Below are 21,579 nucleotides of genomic sequence, written 5' to 3'. Positions count from 1 at the left end.
CACCGATATGTGCGCGGTCTGCCGGCGTCTTCAAGTCATCGAAATCGTCTCCGGACAAGCCGGGGACGATCAGGCGCTGAGAACGATGTTCGCGGCGCTTTCCTTCAGCTCGACGCCAAAGGCCCGCTGATACTGTTCGGCAACCAGCGTGCGCTCAAGCTCGTCGCACTTGTTGAGGAAGGTCACGCGGAAGGCAAAGGCGAGATCGCCGAAGATTTCCGCATTTTCCGCCCAGGTGATGACGGTACGCGGGCTCATGACGGTGGAAAGATCGCCATTGACGAAGGCCGAACGGGTGAGATCGGCCACACGCACCATCTTGGAAACGGTTTCGCGTCCCTTCGGATTGTCGAGGCTCTTCACCTTGGCGGCGATGATATTCACTTCCTGCTCATGCGGCAGGTAGTTCAACGTGGTGACGATGGACCAGCGGTCCATCTGCGCCTGGTTGATCTGCTGCGTGCCGTGGTAGAGGCCCGTCGTATCGCCAAGGCCGACCGTGTTGGCGGTCGCAAAAATGCGGAAGGCGGGGTGAGGACGGATGACGCGGCTCTGGTCGAGCAGCGTCAGGCGGCCGGAAGATTCCAGCACGCGCTGGATGACGAACATCACGTCCGGGCGACCGGCATCATATTCGTCGAAGACGAGCGCGACATTGTGCTGGTAGGCCCAGGGCAGAATGCCGTCCTTGAATTCGGTAACCTGCTTGCCGTCCTTCAGAACGATGGCGTCCTTGCCGACGAGGTCGATACGGCTGACATGACTGTCGAGGTTGACGCGCACGCAGGGCCAGTTGAGGCGCGCAGCGACCTGCTCGATATGGGTGGATTTACCCGTGCCATGGAAACCGGAGACCATGACACGTCGGTTGTGAGCAAAACCGGCAAGGATCGCGAGTGTCGTATCGCGGTCGAAAAGATAGTCGGGATCAAGGTCAGGCACATAGGCGTCGCCCTGCGAATAGGCGGGGACCCGCAGATCCGTATCAATGCCGAAAACCTCCCGCACGGACACCGTCGTGTCGGGCAGGTTGGAAATATCAAGGTCGATTTTGCTCATCACGTCTCCAAGGCGGGCGGCAGCCACCCGGCCACATCATCAATCAGGCGGTAAACACATAAGTTGGCTTAGCAGAAACCTGACTGCTTTAACAATTGATATGCTTGAACAACAGCCCGAAAACGCTCTTCCGAACCACGATCGCCACCATTAGCATCAGGATGATGCTTTTTGACAAGCTCCTTGTAGCGCCTTTTTATGTCTTCCTGCTTTGCGCTGGAAGAAAGACCAAGCGTATCGAAGGCTTTTGCCTCAAGCGTCTTCAATTTGCGGTCCTGCTGCAGGCGGGTGCCGCCTGCCTTTGCGCCGCCCGCAAAACCGCCGGCAAAGCCGAAAGGATCGCGGATACGGGCATTGCCGCTGGCCGTGCCGGAACGCAGCGTGGAATGCAGCGGGCTATCGCGGGCCGTTTTGTTGACGCCGACCGTCCAGGTGGGGCGATGGCCGGTGATCGCTTCCTTCTGGTAACGGGCGATCTCGCTGTCGGAGAGGCCGGAAAAATAATTATAGCCCTTGTTGTATTCCTTCACGTGCTCAAAACAGAACAGGAAGAATTGCCCCTCGGCATTGCGGCCGACGGGTGCCCGGTGAATACCCGGTTTGTCGCATCCGTCCCACTGGCAGGTTGGGGCCTGAACCTCAGGTTCCCGCTCCCTTTTCCGGCGCGTGCGGATGCGATCGAAATATTTCGAATCCAGTTTCATGATGCCCTGATTATGGGGTGCTAAAAGCTGCACAACAAGAATTGACAAAGCGGAATGTTGCTGGCTTTTAGGTAGCCCCCTTCAAGACCAGCCAACAAGAATGGAGCCCGTCGCATGTCCCTGCGAGACCGCATAGAAACCAAGCTCCGGGAGAGCTTTTCACCCGAACGCTTGAGGGTCGTAGATGAAAGCCAGATGCATGCGGGCCACCAGCCGGACATGACCGGCACAGGCGAGACGCATATGCGTGTTCAGATAGTGTCTGAAAGCTTTTCCGGCAAGTCTCGCGTCGAACGCCACCGGGCGATCAACGCACTTTTAAAGCCGGAACTCGACGCCGGGCTGCATGCGCTGGCGATCGAGGCGGCGGCGCCGGGGGAAGCGGTGCGGTTCTAGGCACGGCTTCCTTTGTCTCGCGGCCTTAACCCGGATGCTTTTCCGACAGGAAGGACTGCACCTCGGACGCCGCAACATCGTCGGCCACGAAGGACTGGCCGATGCCGTGGGTGAGGATGAAGGTGAGCTTGCCGCCCTTGACCTTCTTGTCCTGCGCGATCGCCGTCATCAGCGTCTCGACCGGCGGCAACTCACCGGGAATATCCTTCATCGTGGTCGGCAGGCCAACTGCCTTCAGATGCGCCTCGACGCGGGCCGCATCATCAGGGCTTGCGAGGTTCAGGCGGGCGGAAAACTGATGCGCCAGCACCATGCCGATGGCGACGCCTTCGCCGTGCACCAGCCGTTTACTGTCGTAATTGGTCGCCGCTTCCAGCGCATGGCCGAAAGTGTGGCCGAGATTGAGAAGCGCACGCACGCCGTTTTCTTTCTCATCGGCCACCACCACATCGGCCTTGACCTGGCAGCTGGTCGCAATCGCCTGGATGCGGGCCGGGCCGCCGGTACGGATTTCATCCCAGTTCTTTTCCAGCCAGAAGAAGAAATCCGGCTTGTCGATCAGGCCATATTTGACGACTTCGGCATAACCGGCGCGGAACTCCCGCGGGCTCAGCGTATCGAGCACCGCCGTATCCGCCAGCACCAGATCGGGCTGGTGGAAGACGCCGACAAGGTTCTTGCCGTGGCGGGTGTTGATGCCGGTCTTGCCGCCGACGGAGGAATCGACCTGCGCCAGCAGCGAGGTCGGTATCTGCACGAAGCGCACGCCACGGCGCACGATGCCCGCCGCAAAACCGGCGAGATCGCCGATAACGCCACCGCCGAGTGCGATCACCGCATCGTTGCGCTCCACCCTTGCTGCCAGAACCGCATCGCAGACGGTAACCAGGTGTTCGAAGCTCTTGGTCTTTTCGCCAGCCGGCAGGGTGAGCGAAACGGCCTCGATGCCGTCAGTCTGCAGGCCATCCATCAGGCCTTCGAGATAAAGCGGCGCGACATGCTCGTCGGTGATGATCGCCGCGCGCCTGCCCTTCAGCCGTGCCGAAATCTCGCCGCCCGCCCGGCCGATCAGGCCAGGCCCGATCAGAATGTCATAGGCGCGCTCGCCGAGCGGCACATGGACGAGACGTTCATCGGCGTGGATTTCGGAAGGCGTCATGGTGGTCAGTCTTTCTGTTCGATGCCGGCTATGGCGGTCAGCACTTCGGTCACGATGATTTCCTTGCGGACATCACGGGACTCGATGGTCATGTCCGCCTCCGCATAGATCGGGTAGCGCTTCTCCATCAGCGCCGCCAGGGTGGCCTTGGGATTTTCGGTCTTGAGAAGCGGACGGTGGTCGCGCTTGTTGACCCTTTCCCACAACACCTCGAGATCGGCCTTCAGCCAAAATGAAATGCCGCCGCGCGTAATGTGCCGGCGGGTATTGTCGTTGATAAAGGCGCCGCCGCCGGTGGAAATGACTTTGGGCCCGCCGCGCAGCAGGCGCTTGATGACCCGCGTTTCCAGCGCCCGGAATTCCTCTTCGCCATAGGTGGCGAAAAGTTCCGATATCGTCATGCGCGATACGCGCTCGATTTCGACATCCGTATCAATGAAAGGAACCTTGAGCTGCTGGGCGACCATGCGGCCCACCGCCGACTTTCCAGCCCCCATCAGCCCGACGAAGACGATGTTGCGCCGTCCGAGCTTTGCCCGCGCTTGCTCCCCGAGTGTGGCCGGGACGGATAAATTCGTTTCATTCATAAATTTGAAAGCCCGTTTGGCATGGATATCTGCAAATGTTTACGAAGCGTCAAGCCAAATTGCTGACTGAATTGCGGTGAATCACAATCATCGCCGCATGCGGCGCTGGGCGGAGCGGCCATTTTGATCTTGTCGCCGCTTTCGCCGCACCGCATATAGATTTCGACCGCCACCCTTACGGAGCCGCCATGCCCACCCTCTTCCGCTTCACGATGATACTGGCGACCATCGCGGGGCTGATCTATGGCGGCATGGTGCTGCTCGTCATGGTCGTCAAGCCGCGCGACCGCGAGGTGACGGTGCGCATCCCCTCCGAGCGGCTGAATCCGCCGGCGACAGAACCGGCAAGGCGCACCCCATGAGCCGGCAACCGGCGACAGGGCGCGACGGCGCGTGGCTCGAGAGTTTTCTGGAAATGATGAGCGCCGAGCGCGGCGCCGCCGCCAACACGCTCTCTTCCTATGAGCGCGACCTCGCCGATCTCAGTGAATTTCTCAGCCGCCGCGGCCAGTCATTGACCGATGCCGCGACACCAGACCTTTCCGCTTACCTGACCCACCTTTCCGCTCAGGGCTTTGCCGCAACTTCGCAGGCAAGACGCCTTTCCTCCATGCGGCAGTTTTATCGCTTTCTTTATTCGGAAGGGCTGCGCGGTGACGACCCGACCGGCATCATCGATGCGCCCAAGAAAGGCCTCGCCCTGCCGAAAACGATGAGTGTCGCCGATGTGAACAGGCTACTTGGGCTCGCGGCGCAAGAGGCGGCGACCGCAGGTCCCGGCCAGCTTGCCCGCATCCGCATGCATCTGCTGCTTGAGCTGCTTTATGCCACCGGCATGCGTGTCAGCGAACTCGTGTCACTTCCCGTAAAGGTGCTGCGCCAGGAAGGCCGCTTCCTGATGATCCGCGGTAAGGGCAACAAGGACCGCATGGTGCTTCTTTCCCGTGCCGCCATCGAAGCGATGGAAAAATACGAAGCCGCCCGAAAGGCGCTCGTGCAGGAAAAAGACAAGGCGCCCAAAAAAGCCGAAGCCACGGAGAGCCCTTGGCTCTTTCCTTCCAGCAGCAGACAAGGGCACCTGCCCCGCCAGGTCTTCGCGCGCGACCTCAAGGACATCGCCATTCGCGCGGGTCTGACCCCGTCCGTGATATCGCCGCATGTGCTGCGCCACGCCTTTGCCAGCCACCTTCTGCAGAACGGTGCTGATCTGCGCGCGGTGCAGGAACTGCTCGGCCATTCCGACATTTCAACGACACAAATCTATACACATGTGCTGGAAGAACGCCTGCAAGAGCTGGTACAAACACATCACCCCCTTGCCAAACAGGGCAAAAACCTTGATTAGAGCGACCGGAACCGCCGGATAATCCGGTCAAACCTTGCGCAAAACGATCGGAAACGGATCTCATGCACAATTATCTCGACTTCGAAAAACCTATCTCGGACCTTGAGGGCAAGATCATCGAGCTGAAGAAGCTTGCCGATGAAGACGAGAGCATAGACACCTCGGAGGAGATCAACCGCCTGGAATCGCGCGTCAACGACGCGATGCAGGACATCTATTCCAAGCTGAACGCCTGGCAGAAAACACAGGTCGCGCGCCATCCGCAGCGTCCGCATTTCGTCGATTACGCCAGGGCGCTGTTCACCGATTTCACGCCGCTCGCCGGTGACCGCAAATTTTCCGAAGACGCCGCCATTCAGGCGGGCCTTGCCCGTTTCAACGGTCAGCCCGTCGCCATCATTGGCCAGGAAAAGGGTAACGACACCAAAAGCCGCCTGAAGCACAATTTCGGCAGCCCGCGCCCGGAGGGTTACCGTAAGGCGATCCGCGTGCTGGAACTGGCCGACCGTTTCTCGCTGCCTGTCATCACCCTCATCGATACGGCTGGCGCTTATCCCGGTGTTGGCGCGGAAGAGCGCGGACAGGCCGAAGCCATCGCCCGCTCGACGGAAATGTGCCTCAACGTGAAGGTGCCGATCGTCTCCGTCGTCATCGGCGAAGGCGGCTCGGGCGGCGCAATCGCGATCGCCACCGGCAACCGCGTCTACATGCTCGAACATGCGATCTATTCGGTGATCTCACCGGAAGGCGCCGCCTCCATTCTCTGGCGCGATTCGACCCGCGCCAAGGAAGCCGCGACCAACATGAAGATCACTTCGGAAGACCTGAAATCGCTCGGTGTCATCGACGGAATCATTCCGGAGCCGATCGGAGGCGCGCATCGCGCCCCGGAAACGGTCATCAGTGCAACCGGTGACGTCATCGCCAAGGCTCTGGCCGATCTTTCCCAGCGCTCCGGCACCCAGTTGCGCGCTGAACGCCGCCAGAAATTCCTGGATATTGGCCGGAACCTTTAAGCCCGGCCTTATTTTCCTTGAATATCGCCCCAACTCGGCCATAGTCCGGTCACATCAAAAGATGTATCGGCGGCCGCGGGGGCGGATCCGATTTGAGTTAAGAAGATGTAAACGGTTAATACCGTATTTAAAATACACACGGGACGGTGTAGAACTGCCGCCGCTTCGTGCCATCGTCTTTCGGATCAGATCATGCGTTTGACACATTTTGCACTTCTTGCCTGCACCGCGCTCGTTCTTGCCGGCTGCAACGATACGCTCGAAACCGTTGAGCGCGACGTCTCCCACGTCAAGAACAAGGTCGATTACCCGCTGTCTCCGTCCATCCTGGCCGAGATCGACAAAAGGGGCATGGACCGCACCTCGCCGATCATGATCCGCATCTTCAAGGAAGAAGGTGCCTTGGAAATCTGGAAGGCCAGACGCGACAACCGTTTCGAGAAGATCGCCGGCTACGAGATTTGCGCATGGTCCGGCAAACTCGGCCCCAAGGTGAAGGAAGGCGACCGGCAGGCGCCGGAAGGTTTCTACAACCTGACGCCGGCGCATCTCAATCCGAATTCCAAATATTACCTCGCCATCAACACCGGCTTTCCGAACCGTTACGATGCCGCCAATGGCCGCAACGGCACCAACCTGATGATCCATGGCGCCTGCTCATCGTCAGGCTGTTATTCGATGACGGATGCGCAGATTCTTGAAATCTACGGTTTTGCGCGTGACGCCTTCAAGGGCGGCCAGAAAACCGTGCAGCTGCAGGCTTTCCCCTTCCGCATGACGGCGGAAAACATGGCTCGCCATCGCCAGAGCGAACACCTCGAATTCTGGAAGATGCTGAAGGTCGGTTACGACAATTTTGAAGTCACCAAGCGCCCGCCGGAAGTGAATGTCTGCGAGAAGAAATATGTCTTCAACCAGCAGACCGAGGGCGGCAGTTTCAACGCCGCCGCTCAGTGCCCGCCGATGAGCACGCCGCCGGCACTCGCAAGCGCGCTTTCGAGCTATGAGAAGACCTATGATCTCGCCTATGCAACGGCGATGAAGAAATATGACGGCATGGCCTGGTACGACCCGAGCGAGGCGGAGCGCAAGGCGCTGGTTGCCGAAAAGCGCAAGGGCCGCGAGCCCGCTTATGCACCGACCGGTTCGGCGCTGAAAGCCGGCAAGCTGATGAAGGAAACGGAATATGCAGCGCTGATGGAGAAAAAGGCGCAGCAGGTCACGTCGTCCTCACCGGCGACGACCGCAACCGCCTCCGCGCTGCGCGGCCCACGCCCTTCGGCTGTCCAGCCCGCCACCGCACCGCAATCGAACCCGGCGCCCGCAGCACCGACGATGGTTGCCTCCGCCACCCCCGCCGCAGCCGGTCAGACTGGCGCTGCCGTCCAGAGCGTTCCGGTTCCGACCATGAACCCGCTTGCCTATTCCGCAGCGCCTGCACCCGAAGCGCCGGAGAAGAAGCCGTTCTGGAAGTTCTGGGCCAAGGAATGAGCGACACGGCCGACATCGTTTATGATTTGAGGGGGCTTAAATGCCCCCTTCCGGTTTTGAGAAGCCGCAAGAAACTCGCAAGCCTGAAGGCAGGAGATGTTCTGACCGTCGAGACGACCGATCCACTGGCGGTGATCGATATTGCGCATATGTGCAATGAGGATGGGCATAGGCTGGTGGAAACCACTGCGCTGGATAAGGGGCATCGGTTTCGGATTGTGAAGGGCGGGGAAACCGACATTTGACGGTGTCGCCGGTGTTTTACCCCCCTCTGCCCTGCCGGGCATCTCCCCCTCAAGGGGGGAGATCAGCAAGATGCGCCGTCGCCACTACATTCGCAACGGTTAAGATGGGCGAGACCTAGCCGCAAGTCGATCTCCCCCCTTGAGGGGGAGATGTCCGGCAGGACAGAGGGGGGTGAACCACACCCGCCGACCTAGACCATCACGACACGCCCTAAAACCGCAACCCCGAAACCGCCAGCGGATTATCCGTCATCGCCTGCCTGTCCGGCCGGTCAATACCCGGTGCGCTTGTGAAGGCGGCAAACAGGTCCTTTACAAACGCCTCTGGCAAATCCTTCGTAATCAGCACCATGCGCGTACGCTGATCAGCCGGGTCCGGCCAGGCCGCGAGACGCTCGGGCGTGTGGAAAATATTCTGCACCCCATGCAGCACCAGCGGCCGGCCCGGATTATCCGACAGCTTGACGATCGCCTTCATGCGCAGGAGCTTTTCACCATGCGCCGAGCGCAGCAAATCCACGAACATGTCGATCGCCATCGGGCTGACCGGCTGGTCGTGGATGATCGAGAAGGACCGGATGGAGGCGTCGTGCCGGTTCACATCGTGATGATGGTGATGGTCGTCGTGGTCGTCATGATTGTGGTGATGATCATGGTCGTGGTGGTGGTGATCGTCTGCCGCCTCTTCGCCCAGCCAGCGGCCGACATCGGCATTCTTGCTGCCGGCATCGTAAAGGCCGTTATCGAGAAGACCCGCAGCGCTCCAGTCGGTTTTGTCACCATCCTCAATTGTCGCGCGCGGATTAAGAATCTGGAGGCGGGCTGTCAGCGCGGAAATCGTGGCGGCATTGGCAAGCGCGCGCTTGGTCATCACCAGACGGTCGGCCACGGCCGCCTGTTTCACCGCCTCTTGATGATTGTCGAGCGTGGAAAGGCCGTTCACGGCATCCACCACCGTAATCATGCCGTTCAGCACGAAATTCTGTGCGATGACGGGGTTGCCCATGACCGACTGCATGACGGGGGCGGGATCGGCAAGGCCTGTGGTCTCGATCACCACCCGTTTTACCGGCTTCAGCTTGCCTGTCTGGATGCCATCCATCAGTTCCGCCAGCGTATCCACCAGCTCGCCGCGTACCGTGCAGCAGAGGCAACCCTCCGCCAGTTCGATGATGCCCTCGCCGGCGCTTTCGACCAGCATGTGATCGATACTGACATCGCCGAATTCATTGATGATGATCGCCGCATCGCTCATCTCGGGATCCTTGAGAAGCCGGTTGAGCAGCGTCGATTTTCCGGCGCCGAGAAATCCGGTGATGATGGAAACCGGGATGCGATCGCGAGACATGACTTGCCTGTATGTTGATGGCCGCTCCGGCAGGTCACTGGACGACGCGAAACCCGGAGCCGCATGGAGCTAAAAGAAATCGCCCGAGGCTGGAAGCCACGAGCGACATTGTAATATCATAACATCATTGGCCTGCGAATACACAAAGTGCATATCAACCGCGAGGTTTGCCCGCGAGATCGTCACCGATCATCAGAATGTCGGGCGCGGGATCGGGATCGGCACGTTCGCAAGTTCGCCCTTGCCGGCTCCCTTGGTGGCATTCACCGCCACGGTCTCGCTGCCCGGAATGAGACCAGCGAAGGAATATTCCGGCGGGCGGGTCATTTCCTGGACATAGGGCGAATGGATGACCATGCGGCCAGCCTCATCGCGGCTTTCGCTGCGCACCTTGGCGGCCTTCGGATTGCAGATTTCGGCGCTGATATCGTTGACATCGGCCGTATCGCCATAGGGCGCCAGCGAGGCGAGGGAAACGCCCTGGCCAGAAGGGGCCGTCAGGCCCATCTGCAGCAGATCGGCCGACTGGTCGGTGCGCCCGGCAAGGCTGTCCGCACCCAGCACGACCGTGATGACCGAGCGGCCATTGCGCACGGCGGACGATACCTGGTTGAAGCCGGAGGCACAGATGAAGCCGGTCTTCATGCCGTCAGCGCCATCGAAGCGGCCGACCAGCATGTTGAAATTGGCGTAGTTCTTCTTGCCGGTGCTGACGCCCTCCAGCGAGAAATAATGGGCATATTCCGGAAATTCCCGCTTGATGATCAGCGCCAGCAGCGCCAGATCCCGGGCGGTGGTATATTGCCCCTTGCCGGGCAGGCCATTGGCATTGATGTAGCGGGTGGAACTCATGCCCAGCCGCTGCGCCTGCGCATTCATCTGCGCCACGAAATTATCGCTGGTGCCGCCGATGGTCTCGGCGATCGCCACGGCGATGTCATTGGCGGATTTGATGAGCAGCAGCTTCAAGGCGCTGTCCATCGTCAGCTTCTGGCCCGGCTTGAAATACATTTTCGAGGCCGGCTGGTCGGCGGCCTTCTTGCTCATCACCACTTCCGTCTGCGGACTGATCTTGCCGGCCTTCATTTGCGAAAAGGCGATATAGGCTGTCATCAGCTTGGTCAGCGAGGCGGGGTACCACTTGCGGAAGGCTTCCTGGTGGGAAATCACCTTGCCGGTTTTGACATCGACCACCATTTTCGGATTGGCATTCGCCACGGGCGCCGCGGCAACGAGGCCTGCGGTCATGATGGCAATAGCTGCGGAGAGCCGCCGGGCGGCGTTTGGCGATTTGAAAGTCTGTGGCAAGGCTAGTCCTCGAATTCCCGTCTTCGGTCGGGGAATGGCAATATTCACCATATATGTCCTAGCAATGGCAAAGTACATTGATTACGTCAATTATGCGGCGCACTATCCACCACGGAGGATAGGATTTTACGACACGCCGTACCGATGAACCCAGGAATGAACGAATGCCGATTTTGAACAGAGCCGCCGAACTCCAGCAGGAAGTCAGCGAATGGCGGCATCACCTGCATGAAAATCCCGAGATTTTGTATGATGTCGACAACACCGCAGCCTTCGTTGCGGAGAAGCTGAAATCTTTCGGTGTTGACGAAATCGTGACCGGTCTCGGCCGCACGGGTGTGGTCGGCGTCATCAGGGGCAATCTTCCGGGCAATCGCACCATCGGCTTTCGCGCGGATATGGACGCCCTCCCCATTCTGGAGGAAACCGGCAAGCCCTGGGCCTCCAAAACCGCAGGCGCCATGCATGCCTGCGGCCATGACGGCCACACGGCCATGCTCCTCGGCGCGGCCAAATATCTCACCGAGACCCGCAACTTCGCCGGCTCCATCGCCGTCATCTTCCAGCCGGCGGAAGAAGGCGGCGCCGGCGCGCTTGCCATGGTCGAGGACGGCCTGATGGAGCGTTTCGGCATCAACGAGGTCTATGGCATGCACAACATGCCGGGCATTCCGCTCGGCGCCTTCGCCATCCGCAAGGGCGGCATCATGGCCGCGCCCGACAAGTTCTCGATTACCGTCAAGGGCCGCGGCGGCCACGCGGCACAGCCGCACCGCACCATCGATCCGATTACCATCGGCGCGCAGATCGTCGGCAACCTGCAGATGATCGCCTCGCGCAACGCCGATCCGATCCGTTCCGTCGTCGTCTCCGTCACCCGCTTTCACGCCGGCTCCAGCCACAACATCATCCCCAACGAGGCGCTGATCGCCGGTACGGTGCGCAGCCTGGATGAAACGGTGCGCGATCTGGCGCAGGATCGCATCAAGCAGATGGCGGAAGGCATTGCCCTTGCCAACGGAGCGGAAGCGGAAGTCGTCTACGAGCGTTATTGCCCGGTGACCTTCAACCACGCCACCGAGACCGACCACGCCATCCTTGTTGCCCGCGATGTGGCGGGCGAACCAAATGTCGACCCCGATGTCGATCCTTCCATGGCGGGTGAAGATTTCTCCTTCATGCTGAAGGAAAGACCGGGCTGCTTCATCTTCATCGGCAACGGCGATTCGGCAGGCCTTCACAATCCCGGCTATGATTTCAACGATGAGGCCATCGCCTACGGCATTTCCTATTGGGTGAAACTGGCTGAACAGCGTCTGACAAGCTGACTGCCGGCGAAAGTGAAGAAAGCCGAGGAGGAGATCAGCCGCGATAAAGATCGCGGTTGATCCGCAGGCATCGTCAGGTTAAAGAGCAATTCAGTGTCCACGTAGCTCAGCAGGATAGAGCACAGGATTCCTAAGACAAATTGGGGGTTGCGCCCGGAAACGACGCAATCGATCTGCTCAAAGTCGGGGAAAGCTTCGCTGGTCTTCCAGCATGCCAATCCCGAGCCAAGCTCCGGAGAAATCCGGTGAAGGTGTAGAGACTGGATGGGCAGCACCTAAAGGCCTGACGGCCCATGGTGAAGGGACAGTCCAGACCACGAACGTCTTGCCCGACAACGGCGGGACGGCGGCGAAAGCCGAAGCGGTATGAATCCTGGGGTCGGAGGTTCGAATCCTCTCGTGGACACCATTTTTCCTGTAAAATCTAGTAAAAACAACGATGTAGATTGAGCGCAGCCTCACCCGGCGCAGCCGCCGGCCATTTGACACGTCTCTGCCTCGACCGAAGTATCGGCGACATCCTTCACGAACACGGAAAATTCAAAGCTTCAAAAGGGAACGTTGAAAGCCGGCAATTGCTTCCTATTTCCTATCAGTGATGATGAGGCGCCTGTCAGAATTGTTTGCGCTAGAGGAAGGAGATTTGATGATCGACGAATATGGTCCATATGTGCAGGTGTCTACGCTTGGGGAACAGATGGCTGCCTGCTACCAGACGGATGCAAATCTCGTATTGGAACCGCATCTGGCGCATTACATGGACGAGGTGGAGGTCAATATCGCCGCCGATAGTTTCAATCACGTTGGCTTTCTGAACAGGATCAGAAGCCGGTTACAGATAACGTTGACGGCGACGACCAACCCCAGGCGCCGGGAGTTTCTGCAAGCCGTCGTGGCTTCGCTTCAGGAGCGGATCGACCGCCATTCATTCGATGTGGCGCAATAGGCAAGGCGGCGAAAAGAACTGATGAGACGCTCGCGGGCTTGTACGACGCAAGCACGGGGGCGACCCTTTGTTGAGTTGGACGTCCCTGCTATTTGACGAAAATCCGTACACTCGAAGCACGGCCATCGGCGTCGATTACCGTGAGTGTGGAAAATCCCTGCCCTTCCGGTCGCCATTCGCTGTTGCGGCGGTGAGACGCATCCGGCAAAGGCAAGCCATTGGCAAGCCAGCGGAAGGGTGCGCGCCCGCCCTGCAGCTTGAGCACCAGCGGCGAAATGCCTGACTGGCCGGAGAGTTCCACCCGTGCGCCTTCCGGTGGGTAAACGATGCGCGGGGCGCTTTCCCGCCTCGATGCCGCAAGCAGTCCGCTGGCCGTTGTGGTGAAACGCCGCTGGTTGGCGGGAAGGTCGCTCGCGGCAAGGCGGGCGACACCGGAGGGTGCGGCCGGCATCGGCGTCACCGCCACGCCGGATTTTGCGAAAGCCTCGAACAGGATCGGGGCCGCCGTTGCGTATCCGGCAATGCCCGGCACCGCGCCATTGTCAGCACGGCCAACCCAGACGCCGATGACGTGCCGCCCGTCATAGCCAACCGACCACGCGTCGCGATATCCATAACTGGTGCCGGTCTTGTAGGCGATGCCGCGCTGTTTCATGCCGAGCGGGGGCAGCACGCCGGAAAGAATATCAGAGACATTCCAGATAGCGGCATCGGAGAACAACCGGTCGCCCTCCAGCCGTTCCGGGGCAGAGCGAACACCATCTCCAAGCCGCACGGGATCACCACCGCCGGCAAGCCCGGCATAAAGCTGCACCAGATCGACCAGAGAAATGCCGGCGCCACCAAGGGCGATGGCGAGCCCCGGCGCTTCGCTGGAGGGCAGCACGAGCCGAACCCCCACCCGCCGGAACCGCACCATCAGCGCCGAGGGGCTGACCGCATCGAGCAGCTTCACGGCCGGCACATTGAGCGACAGCTGCAGCGCTTGGCGGATGCTGACATCACCCAGGTAATGCATGTCGAAATTGCGCGGCCGGTAGCCGGAAAAATCAGCCGGGCGATCCTCGATGATGGTTTCCTGCCCAATGAGGCCATTTTCAAAGGCGAGGCCATAGATGAACGGCTTGAGGGTGGAACCCGGCGAACGCACCGCCCGGCTCATCTCCACGAAACCGCGTCTTGCCGTATCGAGATAATCCGCCGAACCGACCTCCGCCAGAATATCGCCGGTCTGCGCGTCGGCCATGACGATGGCGACGGAGACCTTGTCCTCAAGCTTTTCCGCCGCATGGCGGGCAACATCTTCCAGTTCCCGCTGAATCGGCAGCGTCAGCGTAGAGCGCACTTTGGCGTTATTCGGGAATTTCGCCCGTGCGGCAACGGCCATATGCGGCGCATAGGAGGGAAGATCGCGTCTGCTGGAAGGCACATCTGCAAGAGCCGCCCGCGCCGCCTCCCCATCGCCCACCACGCGCTCGACGGCAAGCCGTTGCAATACGCGCTCCCGCGCCTGCCTCGCCGCCTCTGGAAAACGATCCGGGCGGCGTTTTTCCGGCAATTGCGGCAGCGCCACCAGAAGAGCCGCCTCCGCCGTATCCAGCCGGCCCGGCTCCTTGCCGAACCAGGCAAGGCTCGCGGCCCTGACGCCTTCGAGATTGCCGCCATAGGGCGCGATATTCAGATATAAGTCGAGGATATCAGCTTTGCTGAGCCTTCTTTCGATCTGGAGAGCACGCACGGCCTGCAGCAATTTCGCCGAGAATGACCGGTCGGCGCGCGGCTCGATCAGCCGCGCCACCTGCATGGACAGCGTCGATGCGCCGGAAACGATCCGGCCGTTGCTGGCCAATTGCCACGCGGAGCGCAAAAGCGCTAAGGGATCGACCCCGTGATGATCGTAGAAACGCTGATCCTCGTAAGCGACCAGCATGCGCATAAACTGCGGATCGACCTCGGCCGCCGTGGTTTTAAGCCGCCAGCGGCCATCCGCTGTCGCAAAGGCCCGCAACAGCCTGCCATCGCGATCCAGCACCTCGAAAGATCGCTGCCGTGCGGCCTCGAGCGGCGGCGGATAGGCCTTGTCGAGCGCATCGAGACCGAAGGCCGCGCCGCCCAGAAGCAACGCGGCCGTCACGATGCCGGCGATGATTGCCTTTTTCCGCCTCATGGGGTTGCCGAACGCACCTCCATGCGGCCCGTTGCCGTGCGGGCGGCAAATTGCGGCCGGTACATATCCTCAACCGAAGCTGCGGGATGATCATAGGTGCCGGGGATGACGGCGCGGACCACATAGGCGAGCGCAATTTCCGAACTGTCGCCGGCCGAGCGATCGAAGGCCGCCACGAAACGGTCGTAGCGGAATTCGGTATGCGCCGCTTCCGTTTCTGGCAACCAGTCGAAATTTGACAGCTCGGCCGAATTGACGAGGCTCGGATTGTCGATTTCGAAGCCGGAGGGCAAGAGATCCGTTACGAGAATGCGCGCCTGCCAGTTATTCTGTGGCGTGACGTTCAGCACCACCACATAACGCTCGTTCTGGGTGACCTCGCTCGGGTTCACCTCCTCGCCATCCATGGAATAATAGGTGCGGGTGATGGTAAAGCCCTCACCGCCAGCGGCCAGCGGTTGCGCTGGCGGCGCCACCGTGGTGACGACAGCCGTGACCGGATCGGCCGAGGCATTGGCGATCTTCAGCGGTGCGGCCAGCAATTCATCGCCGCTCAGCCGCTTGCCGAAACCGCCAGTCTGCAAATCACCATTCACATCGAGACGGATATCCTTGTCCTCGCCTTTGACGGCGCGGGCGGCAAGCAGCATCCATGCCTGCTCCTGGGTGCTGGTATAGGGCTTCTTTTCCCATTCCTTGGCCACGGCACCGGCAAGCTGCGGCACCACGGCCGGAACCGGCCGGCTTTCGGCCGCAAGCGCCAGCGTCGCCGCACCATCGCGCAGGGCGGAACCATAATCCGCACGCGCGAAGCTGACATTGGTGGCGCGGCTTGCCATATCGAGCGAAGCGCCGAACACGGTCTTCGAACGGGCCTGATCGCCATAAAGCGAAAGGGCTGCGGCAACCTGCGCCTTGGCAAGCGGCGTCGGGAAATCGGCAAGCGCCGTATCCGCGTAATATCTGAGATCGTTGATCGCCGCCTTGCGATTGCGCGCCAGCACATAAAGCGAATAGGCGATCTCGTTGCCGCGATCCTTGACATTGCTGTCATAGGACAGGCCGTTCTGCAGGTTGTTCAGCGCCTGCACCATGGCAGCTTCAGGAACGTCGTAATTCTGCTCGCGCGCCCTCGTCAGGAAGTCGCTGATATAGGCATCCAGCCAAAGATCGCCATAACCAGGCGACCAGAGCCCGAAGCTGCCGGAACTCGACTGGAAGGACAGCACGCGGTAGATCGCTTCCTGCACCCGCTTGCGGGTATCCGGGTCCTCCGCCATGCCGCTGTCCTTCGTCAGTTCCGAGACATAAAGCAGCGGCAAAGCGCGGCTCGTCGTCTGCTCGGCGCAGCCGTAAGGATATTTGTCCAGCATCATCACCAGCGCCGGAATGTCGAAGGCGGGCGAGCGCGTGACGTTGACGGCCACGGAAGAGCCGAGCAGCATGCTGTCGGCCAGAAGATCGCCATTGATCGTCAGGCTGCTATTGGGCGCAATCTTGATTTCGCGCCGTGTCGTCACCGGCAGGACAGCCGGACGCACAGGAACGTTCAGAACCTGCTCCAGCGAAACACCCGCGGCATTGGAAACCTTGATGGTGATCGCACCATTGCCGGGCTGTTCACCCGTTAACGGAACCGTCAGCGAAGACTTGCCGCCTTTCTGCAGCGCCAATGTCTGCGACATCTCTCCCTGATCGACGGTCAAGGCCGTGTTGCTGGTCACATCCAGCCGGTAATCGCCGGCCTCGCCATCGGTATTGGCTATATCGAGCCGCAATTGCGAGACATCGCCGGGGGCAAGGAATTTCGGCGCGCTCGCCGTGACTACCACGGGATCGCGGATGATGGCATCGGAAACCGCGTGGCCGACACCCGTCTTCGTCCAGGCCACCGCCATGATGCGAGCCGTACCGTTGAACTGCGGAATATCGAAGCTCACCGTCGCCTTGCCGTTAGCGTCGAATTCAACCGGACCGGCAAAGAAGGCCACCAGCTTTTCGGTGGGCGGGCTGCCCTGAAGGGCCGCACCGCCGCCGTCACCGCCGGTGCGCAGCCGACCGGTGGCGCCAAGCGAACCATCGATCAGGCGGCCATAGAGGTCGCGTATTTCCAGCCCCAACCGGCGCTGGCCGAAATACCATTCATCCGGCTTCGGCGGTTCATAGCGGGTGAGGTTCAGGATACCGACATCGACGGCCGCAACGATGGCGTAAGCCTTTTCGCCGACGCCAGCGCCGGCAACCGTGATCGGAATTTCAAGCGGCTGGCGCGGCAGTGTTTTCTGCGGCGCGCCAAGGGTGACGGCAAGCTTGCGCTCGGCCGGATCGACGGCAAGCCATTTGATGCCGATGGCGCGCATCGGCATGCGGCTTTCCTGCGCATCGCCGGGGCGGAACAGCGTGGCGGTGACATAAGCGCCCGCTCCCCATTCCTCGGTGACCGGAATGTCGATCTCGCCGCCATCATCACCGATCTCGGCATTCTGCACGGCAATCAGTTTTTCCGAACCGGATGTCACCATCAACTCACCGGCAAAACGCGATGACACCTTGAGTTTGGCCGTATCGCCGATCTTGTAGCTCTGTTTGTCGAGGGCGATTTCCAGTGCATCCGGCGTTTCCGTCGAGCTTGCCTCGACGTAGAAACCGGCATCGAATTCGACGCTGGAAACCGGTGCGCCATTACCCGAACCCTCCACTTCCAGCCGGTAGCGGCCCCAGGTGACGGGTACGGAAATCTCGCCGCCATTGGCATCGACGGACAAGGTGCCCGCTTCCTGCTGCTTGGTATATTCCACCGGCTCGTAACGCCAGGAGTTGCCCTGACGATACCATTGATAGTTCCGCTCGACCTTGATGAGCTTCCAGTTGAGGCCGCTCATCGCCTGTTTGGCGCCATCGGCGCTGACGCCGATGATATGGAAACGACCGACGGAATTCTGGGCGAGATCGCCCGAAAACTGCGGTTTGATGCCGATGACAGAGGCTTCTGCCTTGATGGGCAGCGTCAGCGAGCGCTCTACGGCGCGGCCGCCGGCTTCGCGCATGCGCACAGTGATGTTGGCGGAAAGAAGCTGCGTGGTGGAGGGCAGATCGGTGAGGTCAACATTGAAACTCGCCTTGCCCTCTTCGTCCAGCACCGGCAGGTCGGCGAGCGCGGTGCGGTTTTCCTCTTCGCTTTCCTCATCCGCCAGGCCGAAGAAATAACCTTCGAAATCGGCGCTCGTGCGCGTCGGCTTGATCGCGACCTCGCCTTCAAGCGTCAGGCCGGCGGCGGGCGCGCCATAGAGATAACGGCCATCGACGTCGATTGCCGTTTCCGCGCCCGGATCGATCTGTTTCGCCTTGCTTGAGAGATCGAATTCCGTGCGGTCAGGCACGAAATCATCGACGAGGAAGCTCTTTTCGCTGATCGCAGCCGTTTTCGGGTCGGTATGGATGCGCAACGTCCAGGTGCCGCGCATGGCATTTGCCTGCAGCGGCAGATCGACCGCATGACCGCCCAGCGCCTTGCCGTCGCTGACGAAGCGCCGGTCCTCGACGCCATCCGGACGCGAGAAGATGAAGGTGAGCGGCAGATCCTCGATTGCCTTGCCGTCGACATCGCGGGCAAGCGCTGCGGCGTGCACGGTCTCGCCGGCGCGGTAAATGCCGCGCTCGGTCCAGCTGAACACGTCGATCGCGCCGGGCGCTGCACGTCCCGTCACGCCGCGATCCGAGAGGTCGAAGCCTGCGCGGGTCATATCAAGAAAGACGTAGTCCTTGTCGCCGTTACGCGCGGTCAGGATGGCAGGCGCCTGCGCCGCAGTGCCGCGCATCAGGCCGGCCGAGAACACCGCGCGGCCGTCCGCATCGGTTTTCGCCGTGCCCAGCACCTCGTTATTCTTGGCGAGCAGCTGCAAATCCACGTCCGCAAGCGGCTTGGCGCTGCCAAGGGCTCGGACAAAGACATTCAGCCCATCGGTTCCAGCATAGGTGGTGATGCCGGTATCCGACACCAGGAACCATTGCGTGGCGCGGGAATCCCACGTTTCCGGCGCGGTGCCAGGCGGCACGGCGGTCAGCACATAGATGCCGGGCTTGCGCTCCGGCAAGGCCTCATCCACCGGGAAGCTCGTCACCACATCCATGTTGAGATCGGGCTGAATATCGATCGAGCCCTGCCAGACGAGTTCGCCGATCTCGTTTTCAATGCGGTCGGCGTTGTAGCCATCCATCTGCGTCAGAAACTGTGAGTTTGTGAGCAGCGAGGTGATGTTGCGGTCGCCAACACGATAAAGCTTCAGGTCGGCCTTGTCGGCGTTAACAGAAACAATGGGGATGCCGCGGCGCGCCGTGCCCGGCAGCACGAAATTCTCACCCGTGAAGCGTACGCTCGCGGCACGGTCACGCACGTAAATATCGAGATCGACCTGTTTTTCCAGCGGTTCTTCCACCGAGGAAGGCAGACCGGCGCGCAGCGCGATCTTGTAACGCTGGCCATGGGTGAGGCCTTCGACGCAAATCTCGCTGCCCTTCGCTTCGATGGCCTTGGGGGCTGCCCCATCCAGCGTGATGAAGGAGGAATAATCGACACCGTTCTTCACCAGCGGCTCGGAAAACTGCACGCAGGCGCGCGGGCTGACGCTATCCGTATCCACGGTATTATTGATGACGCGGAAACCCTGACGCGTGCGCAGGTCGGCATAGGCCGCCTTGGTCTGCGCATTGTCTGACAGCGCAAGGCTCTCCTTATAGGCGTTGAGTGCTGCGCGATAATTCTGGGTTCTTTCGAAAGCCTTCGCCAGCCGGTTCAGGGCTTCGGTACGGGCGCTGACGGTGCGGCTCAGCTGGTAGGCATTGATGGCGGCGGAAGCAGCCTGCCCGGCAATCGAATAATTGTCGGTGACCTGCGCTGCTTTTTCCGAAAGCTCCGCCCAGAGCGCGCCGTCGTCGGGCGTGATCGCAAGCGCCTGTTTATAGGTGGTGACCGCATCGGGAATGTTGCCCGCGGCCGCCTGCTGCCGCGCCGTCTGCAAGAGGGCTTCCACGCCCTGTCCGCCTTCACCATCATTCGCAGCAAGGCCGGATTTCAACCGGCGCGCTTCCTGTTGCAGGCTGTCAGTGACGAAGGACAGGCGTTGCGGCGCGCCGATATCGGTTTCCGTTGCCACTTCCACGATCTTGCCGGCAACTGCGCCCGGGAAGGCGTTCAGCTGATTGAAATCCGATTTGAGGAAGCACCATTTCACCTTGGGATTGTATGTGAAGGCCTTGCAGGCGGTATCGCCAACGCAAATCTCGCCGCATTGCTCCAACGAGACATTCTGCTCGGTGCGAAGATCGAAACCGAAATAATCGCCGTTTTGGGTGGTGACAACCTTGCGGGAGGGCTCCGCCGCCATGGCTGGCGGAAAAATGAGGGCGGTCGAGACCGCAACCAACGAAATCCGGACGAGCGCGCGCAACGACATCAGTATTCTCCCCGCATCAGATATGTCGGGCGGGACTCTGGTCAAATCCACGCATGGTTGTCAACGCATCTTCGTCAATTCGCGACACGCAATGTGTGGAGGTGATAACCGGGGAGATTAGTCTTCTATCTTGCGCGCTTCCGAAATCAGCATGATCGGCACGCCGTCGCGGATCGGGTAAGCAAGCCTTGCACTTTCGGAAATGAGTTCGTTGCGGACGCGATCATAAGAAAGACGCCCCTTCGTCAAAGGACAGACCAAAAGCTCCAGCAGCTTGGGGTCGACACTGCTCATCCTGTCGTCCATGGCGGCGTTCCTATTGCAGCACGTTGCCGCCCTCACCCGATCCCTGCGCAAGAACGATCTCGGTGATGGCGATCAATGTTTCGGCTCGCGTCTTCAGATCAGGCGCTTCCAGCAGCGCCTGTTTTTCGGCGGGTCCAAACGGAGACATCATGGAGAGCGAATTGACGAGAACACGGTTGCCCGCCCGCTCAACGCTTTCCCAGTCCGCTTCCAGCTGGTTGGCGTCCAGAAACGAGCGGAATACCCGCAGCAGGTTTTCGCGATCCACGGCCTCCTCGTCATATTCGCCCGAGAGATCGGCGATGAAAGGCGCATGCCGGAAGCTGCGATAGGGCTCACCCACCCCAACCTCTTCCAGCAGGCGGAAACGGCACACACCGGTGAGCGAGATGATATAACGGCCATCGCCGGTTTCGGAAAAGGAGGTGATGCGGCCGAGGCATCCGACTGCGCTCAGAGGCCCGCCTTCAAGACCGGACTCGATGACGTGAAGGGCAGGCTGCACCATGCCGATGAGCCGGTGGCCCGCCAGCGCCGTGTCGATCATGGCAAGATATCGCGGCTCGAAAATATTGAGCGGGAGATGGCCTTCCGGCAACAACAGGGCGCCGGGAAGTGGAAAGACCGGCACGGTTTCCGGCAGGTCGTCGTTCTTCACGTATCTCGCATTTCCGACGTGCATGGGATCAAGCCCCCTGTTCACTGCTGCCCGGCCGGCGGT

At 60.6% G+C, this 21,579-nt stretch carries 18 protein-coding genes; 8 read left to right on the top strand and 10 right to left on the bottom strand.

What is annotated here, in order from left to right:
- Positions 1-69: 69 nt before the first annotated feature.
- Both cobS and CFB10_RS04460 read right to left on the bottom strand, forming a co-directional pair.
- The gene (gene cobS, locus CFB10_RS04465) at positions 70-1,059 is read right to left on the bottom strand and encodes a cobaltochelatase subunit CobS (protein WP_003509875.1); all 990 of its coding nucleotides are present in this window, start codon (positions 1,057-1,059) and stop codon (positions 70-72) included.
- A gap of 68 nt (positions 1,060-1,127) precedes the next feature.
- Positions 1,128-1,763, bottom strand: a complete 636-nt coding sequence (locus CFB10_RS04460; RefSeq protein WP_020012181.1) for a J domain-containing protein — start codon at positions 1,761-1,763, stop codon at positions 1,128-1,130.
- 114 nt (positions 1,764-1,877) lie between these two features.
- On the opposite strand from CFB10_RS04460, the gene CFB10_RS04455 reads away from it, so the two are divergent.
- A complete protein-coding gene (locus tag CFB10_RS04455; protein ID WP_026364032.1) occupies positions 1,878-2,159 on the top strand; it encodes a BolA family transcriptional regulator in 282 nt (93 codons plus the stop codon).
- 25 nt (positions 2,160-2,184) lie between these two features.
- On the opposite strand, the gene aroB is transcribed toward CFB10_RS04455, so the two are convergent.
- Positions 2,185-3,318 carry a 3-dehydroquinate synthase gene (gene aroB, locus CFB10_RS04450; RefSeq protein ID WP_020012183.1) on the bottom strand — a complete coding sequence of 378 codons (1,134 nt, stop codon included), beginning with the start codon at positions 3,316-3,318 and terminating at the stop codon, positions 2,185-2,187.
- Between the two features lie 5 nt (positions 3,319-3,323).
- The gene (locus CFB10_RS04445) at positions 3,324-3,905 is read right to left on the bottom strand and encodes a shikimate kinase (RefSeq protein ID WP_003509869.1); all 582 of its coding nucleotides are present in this window, start codon (positions 3,903-3,905) and stop codon (positions 3,324-3,326) included.
- 188 nt (positions 3,906-4,093) lie between these two features.
- On the opposite strand from CFB10_RS04445, the gene CFB10_RS04440 reads away from it, so the two are divergent.
- From CFB10_RS04440 to CFB10_RS04420, 5 genes are all read left to right on the top strand, one after another.
- The gene (locus CFB10_RS04440; RefSeq protein ID WP_003509868.1) at positions 4,094-4,267 is read left to right on the top strand and encodes a hypothetical protein; all 174 of its coding nucleotides are present in this window, start codon (positions 4,094-4,096) and stop codon (positions 4,265-4,267) included.
- Positions 4,264-5,250 carry a site-specific tyrosine recombinase XerD gene (xerD, locus tag CFB10_RS04435; RefSeq protein ID WP_020012184.1) on the top strand — a complete coding sequence of 329 codons (987 nt, stop codon included), beginning with the start codon at positions 4,264-4,266 and terminating at the stop codon, positions 5,248-5,250. Before CFB10_RS04440 ends, xerD begins: the two co-directional genes overlap by 4 nt.
- A gap of 62 nt (positions 5,251-5,312) precedes the next feature.
- A complete protein-coding gene (locus CFB10_RS04430) occupies positions 5,313-6,266 on the top strand; it encodes an acetyl-CoA carboxylase carboxyltransferase subunit alpha (RefSeq protein WP_020012185.1) in 954 nt (317 codons plus the stop codon).
- Positions 6,267-6,458: 192 nt separating this feature from the next.
- Complete coding sequence (locus CFB10_RS04425) at positions 6,459-7,757, top strand: murein L,D-transpeptidase family protein (RefSeq protein WP_020012186.1); 1,299 nt, start codon at positions 6,459-6,461, stop codon at positions 7,755-7,757.
- Positions 7,754-8,002: a sulfurtransferase TusA family protein gene (locus tag CFB10_RS04420; RefSeq protein WP_020012187.1), complete on the top strand. Its 249-nt coding sequence runs from the start codon at positions 7,754-7,756 to the stop codon at positions 8,000-8,002. The genes CFB10_RS04425 and CFB10_RS04420 overlap by 4 nt, the downstream gene beginning before the upstream one ends.
- Positions 8,003-8,213: 211 nt before the next feature.
- Here CFB10_RS04420 and CFB10_RS04415 read toward each other — a convergent pair whose 3' ends face one another.
- Entirely contained in the window at positions 8,214-9,350 is a 1,137-nt protein-coding gene (locus tag CFB10_RS04415; RefSeq protein WP_020012188.1) for a GTP-binding protein, read from the bottom strand.
- Between the two features lie 192 nt (positions 9,351-9,542).
- Complete coding sequence (locus CFB10_RS04410; RefSeq protein WP_020012189.1) at positions 9,543-10,598, bottom strand: D-alanyl-D-alanine carboxypeptidase family protein; 1,056 nt, start codon at positions 10,596-10,598, stop codon at positions 9,543-9,545.
- 224 nt (positions 10,599-10,822) lie between these two features.
- On the opposite strand from CFB10_RS04410, the gene CFB10_RS04405 reads away from it, so the two are divergent.
- Complete coding sequence (locus CFB10_RS04405) at positions 10,823-11,986, top strand: M20 aminoacylase family protein (protein ID WP_020012190.1); 1,164 nt, start codon at positions 10,823-10,825, stop codon at positions 11,984-11,986.
- A 646-nt stretch (positions 11,987-12,632) separates the two neighbouring features.
- On the top strand, positions 12,633-12,932 hold the full coding sequence (locus CFB10_RS04400) for a hypothetical protein (RefSeq protein WP_026364034.1): 300 nt from the start codon (positions 12,633-12,635) through the stop codon (positions 12,930-12,932).
- 88 nt (positions 12,933-13,020) lie between these two features.
- On the opposite strand, the gene pbpC is transcribed toward CFB10_RS04400, so the two are convergent.
- From pbpC to CFB10_RS04380, 4 genes are all read right to left on the bottom strand, one after another.
- Complete coding sequence (pbpC, locus tag CFB10_RS04395; protein ID WP_020012192.1) at positions 13,021-15,099, bottom strand: penicillin-binding protein 1C; 2,079 nt, start codon at positions 15,097-15,099, stop codon at positions 13,021-13,023.
- On the bottom strand, positions 15,096-20,552 hold the full coding sequence (locus CFB10_RS04390) for an alpha-2-macroglobulin family protein (RefSeq protein ID WP_020012193.1): 5,457 nt from the start codon (positions 20,550-20,552) through the stop codon (positions 15,096-15,098). Before CFB10_RS04390 ends, pbpC begins: the two co-directional genes overlap by 4 nt.
- Before the next feature lie 117 nt (positions 20,553-20,669).
- Positions 20,670-20,858 carry a Trm112 family protein gene (locus CFB10_RS04385; RefSeq protein ID WP_026364035.1) on the bottom strand — a complete coding sequence of 63 codons (189 nt, stop codon included), beginning with the start codon at positions 20,856-20,858 and terminating at the stop codon, positions 20,670-20,672.
- A 10-nt stretch (positions 20,859-20,868) separates the two neighbouring features.
- Positions 20,869-21,540 carry an LON peptidase substrate-binding domain-containing protein gene (locus CFB10_RS04380; RefSeq protein WP_003506267.1) on the bottom strand — a complete coding sequence of 224 codons (672 nt, stop codon included), beginning with the start codon at positions 21,538-21,540 and terminating at the stop codon, positions 20,869-20,871.
- Positions 21,541-21,579: the final 39 nt, after the last annotated feature.

The organism is Agrobacterium sp. 719_389 (assembly GCF_900188475.1).
GTDB classification, from domain to species: Bacteria; Pseudomonadota; Alphaproteobacteria; order Rhizobiales; family Rhizobiaceae; genus Agrobacterium; species Agrobacterium radiobacter.
This window is presented reverse-complemented; position numbering and strand designations above follow the sequence as displayed.

What these genes read in the sequence shown, in the direction of transcription:
- cobS (WP_003509875.1), bottom strand. Translation starts at nt 1,059, where the DNA reads ATGAGCAAAATCGACCTTGATATTTCCAACCTGCCCGACACGACGGTG.
- CFB10_RS04460 (WP_020012181.1), bottom strand. Translation starts at nt 1,763, where the DNA reads ATGAAACTGGATTCGAAATATTTCGATCGCATCCGCACGCGCCGGAAA.
- CFB10_RS04455 (WP_026364032.1), top strand. Translation starts at nt 1,878, where the DNA reads ATGTCCCTGCGAGACCGCATAGAAACCAAGCTCCGGGAGAGCTTTTCA.
- aroB (WP_020012183.1), bottom strand. Translation starts at nt 3,318, where the DNA reads ATGACGCCTTCCGAAATCCACGCCGATGAACGTCTCGTCCATGTGCCG.
- CFB10_RS04445 (WP_003509869.1), bottom strand. Translation starts at nt 3,905, where the DNA reads ATGAATGAAACGAATTTATCCGTCCCGGCCACACTCGGGGAGCAAGCG.
- CFB10_RS04440 (WP_003509868.1), top strand. Translation starts at nt 4,094, where the DNA reads ATGCCCACCCTCTTCCGCTTCACGATGATACTGGCGACCATCGCGGGG.
- xerD (WP_020012184.1), top strand. Translation starts at nt 4,264, where the DNA reads ATGAGCCGGCAACCGGCGACAGGGCGCGACGGCGCGTGGCTCGAGAGT.
- CFB10_RS04430 (WP_020012185.1), top strand. Translation starts at nt 5,313, where the DNA reads ATGCACAATTATCTCGACTTCGAAAAACCTATCTCGGACCTTGAGGGC.
- CFB10_RS04425 (WP_020012186.1), top strand. Translation starts at nt 6,459, where the DNA reads ATGCGTTTGACACATTTTGCACTTCTTGCCTGCACCGCGCTCGTTCTT.
- CFB10_RS04420 (WP_020012187.1), top strand. Translation starts at nt 7,754, where the DNA reads ATGAGCGACACGGCCGACATCGTTTATGATTTGAGGGGGCTTAAATGC.
- CFB10_RS04415 (WP_020012188.1), bottom strand. Translation starts at nt 9,350, where the DNA reads ATGTCTCGCGATCGCATCCCGGTTTCCATCATCACCGGATTTCTCGGC.
- CFB10_RS04410 (WP_020012189.1), bottom strand. Translation starts at nt 10,598, where the DNA reads ATGACCGCAGGCCTCGTTGCCGCGGCGCCCGTGGCGAATGCCAATCCG.
- CFB10_RS04405 (WP_020012190.1), top strand. Translation starts at nt 10,823, where the DNA reads ATGCCGATTTTGAACAGAGCCGCCGAACTCCAGCAGGAAGTCAGCGAA.
- CFB10_RS04400 (WP_026364034.1), top strand. Translation starts at nt 12,633, where the DNA reads ATGATCGACGAATATGGTCCATATGTGCAGGTGTCTACGCTTGGGGAA.
- pbpC (WP_020012192.1), bottom strand. Translation starts at nt 15,099, where the DNA reads ATGAGGCGGAAAAAGGCAATCATCGCCGGCATCGTGACGGCCGCGTTG.
- CFB10_RS04390 (WP_020012193.1), bottom strand. Translation starts at nt 20,552, where the DNA reads ATGTCGTTGCGCGCGCTCGTCCGGATTTCGTTGGTTGCGGTCTCGACC.
- CFB10_RS04385 (WP_026364035.1), bottom strand. Translation starts at nt 20,858, where the DNA reads ATGGACGACAGGATGAGCAGTGTCGACCCCAAGCTGCTGGAGCTTTTG.
- CFB10_RS04380 (WP_003506267.1), bottom strand. Translation starts at nt 21,540, where the DNA reads ATGCACGTCGGAAATGCGAGATACGTGAAGAACGACGACCTGCCGGAA.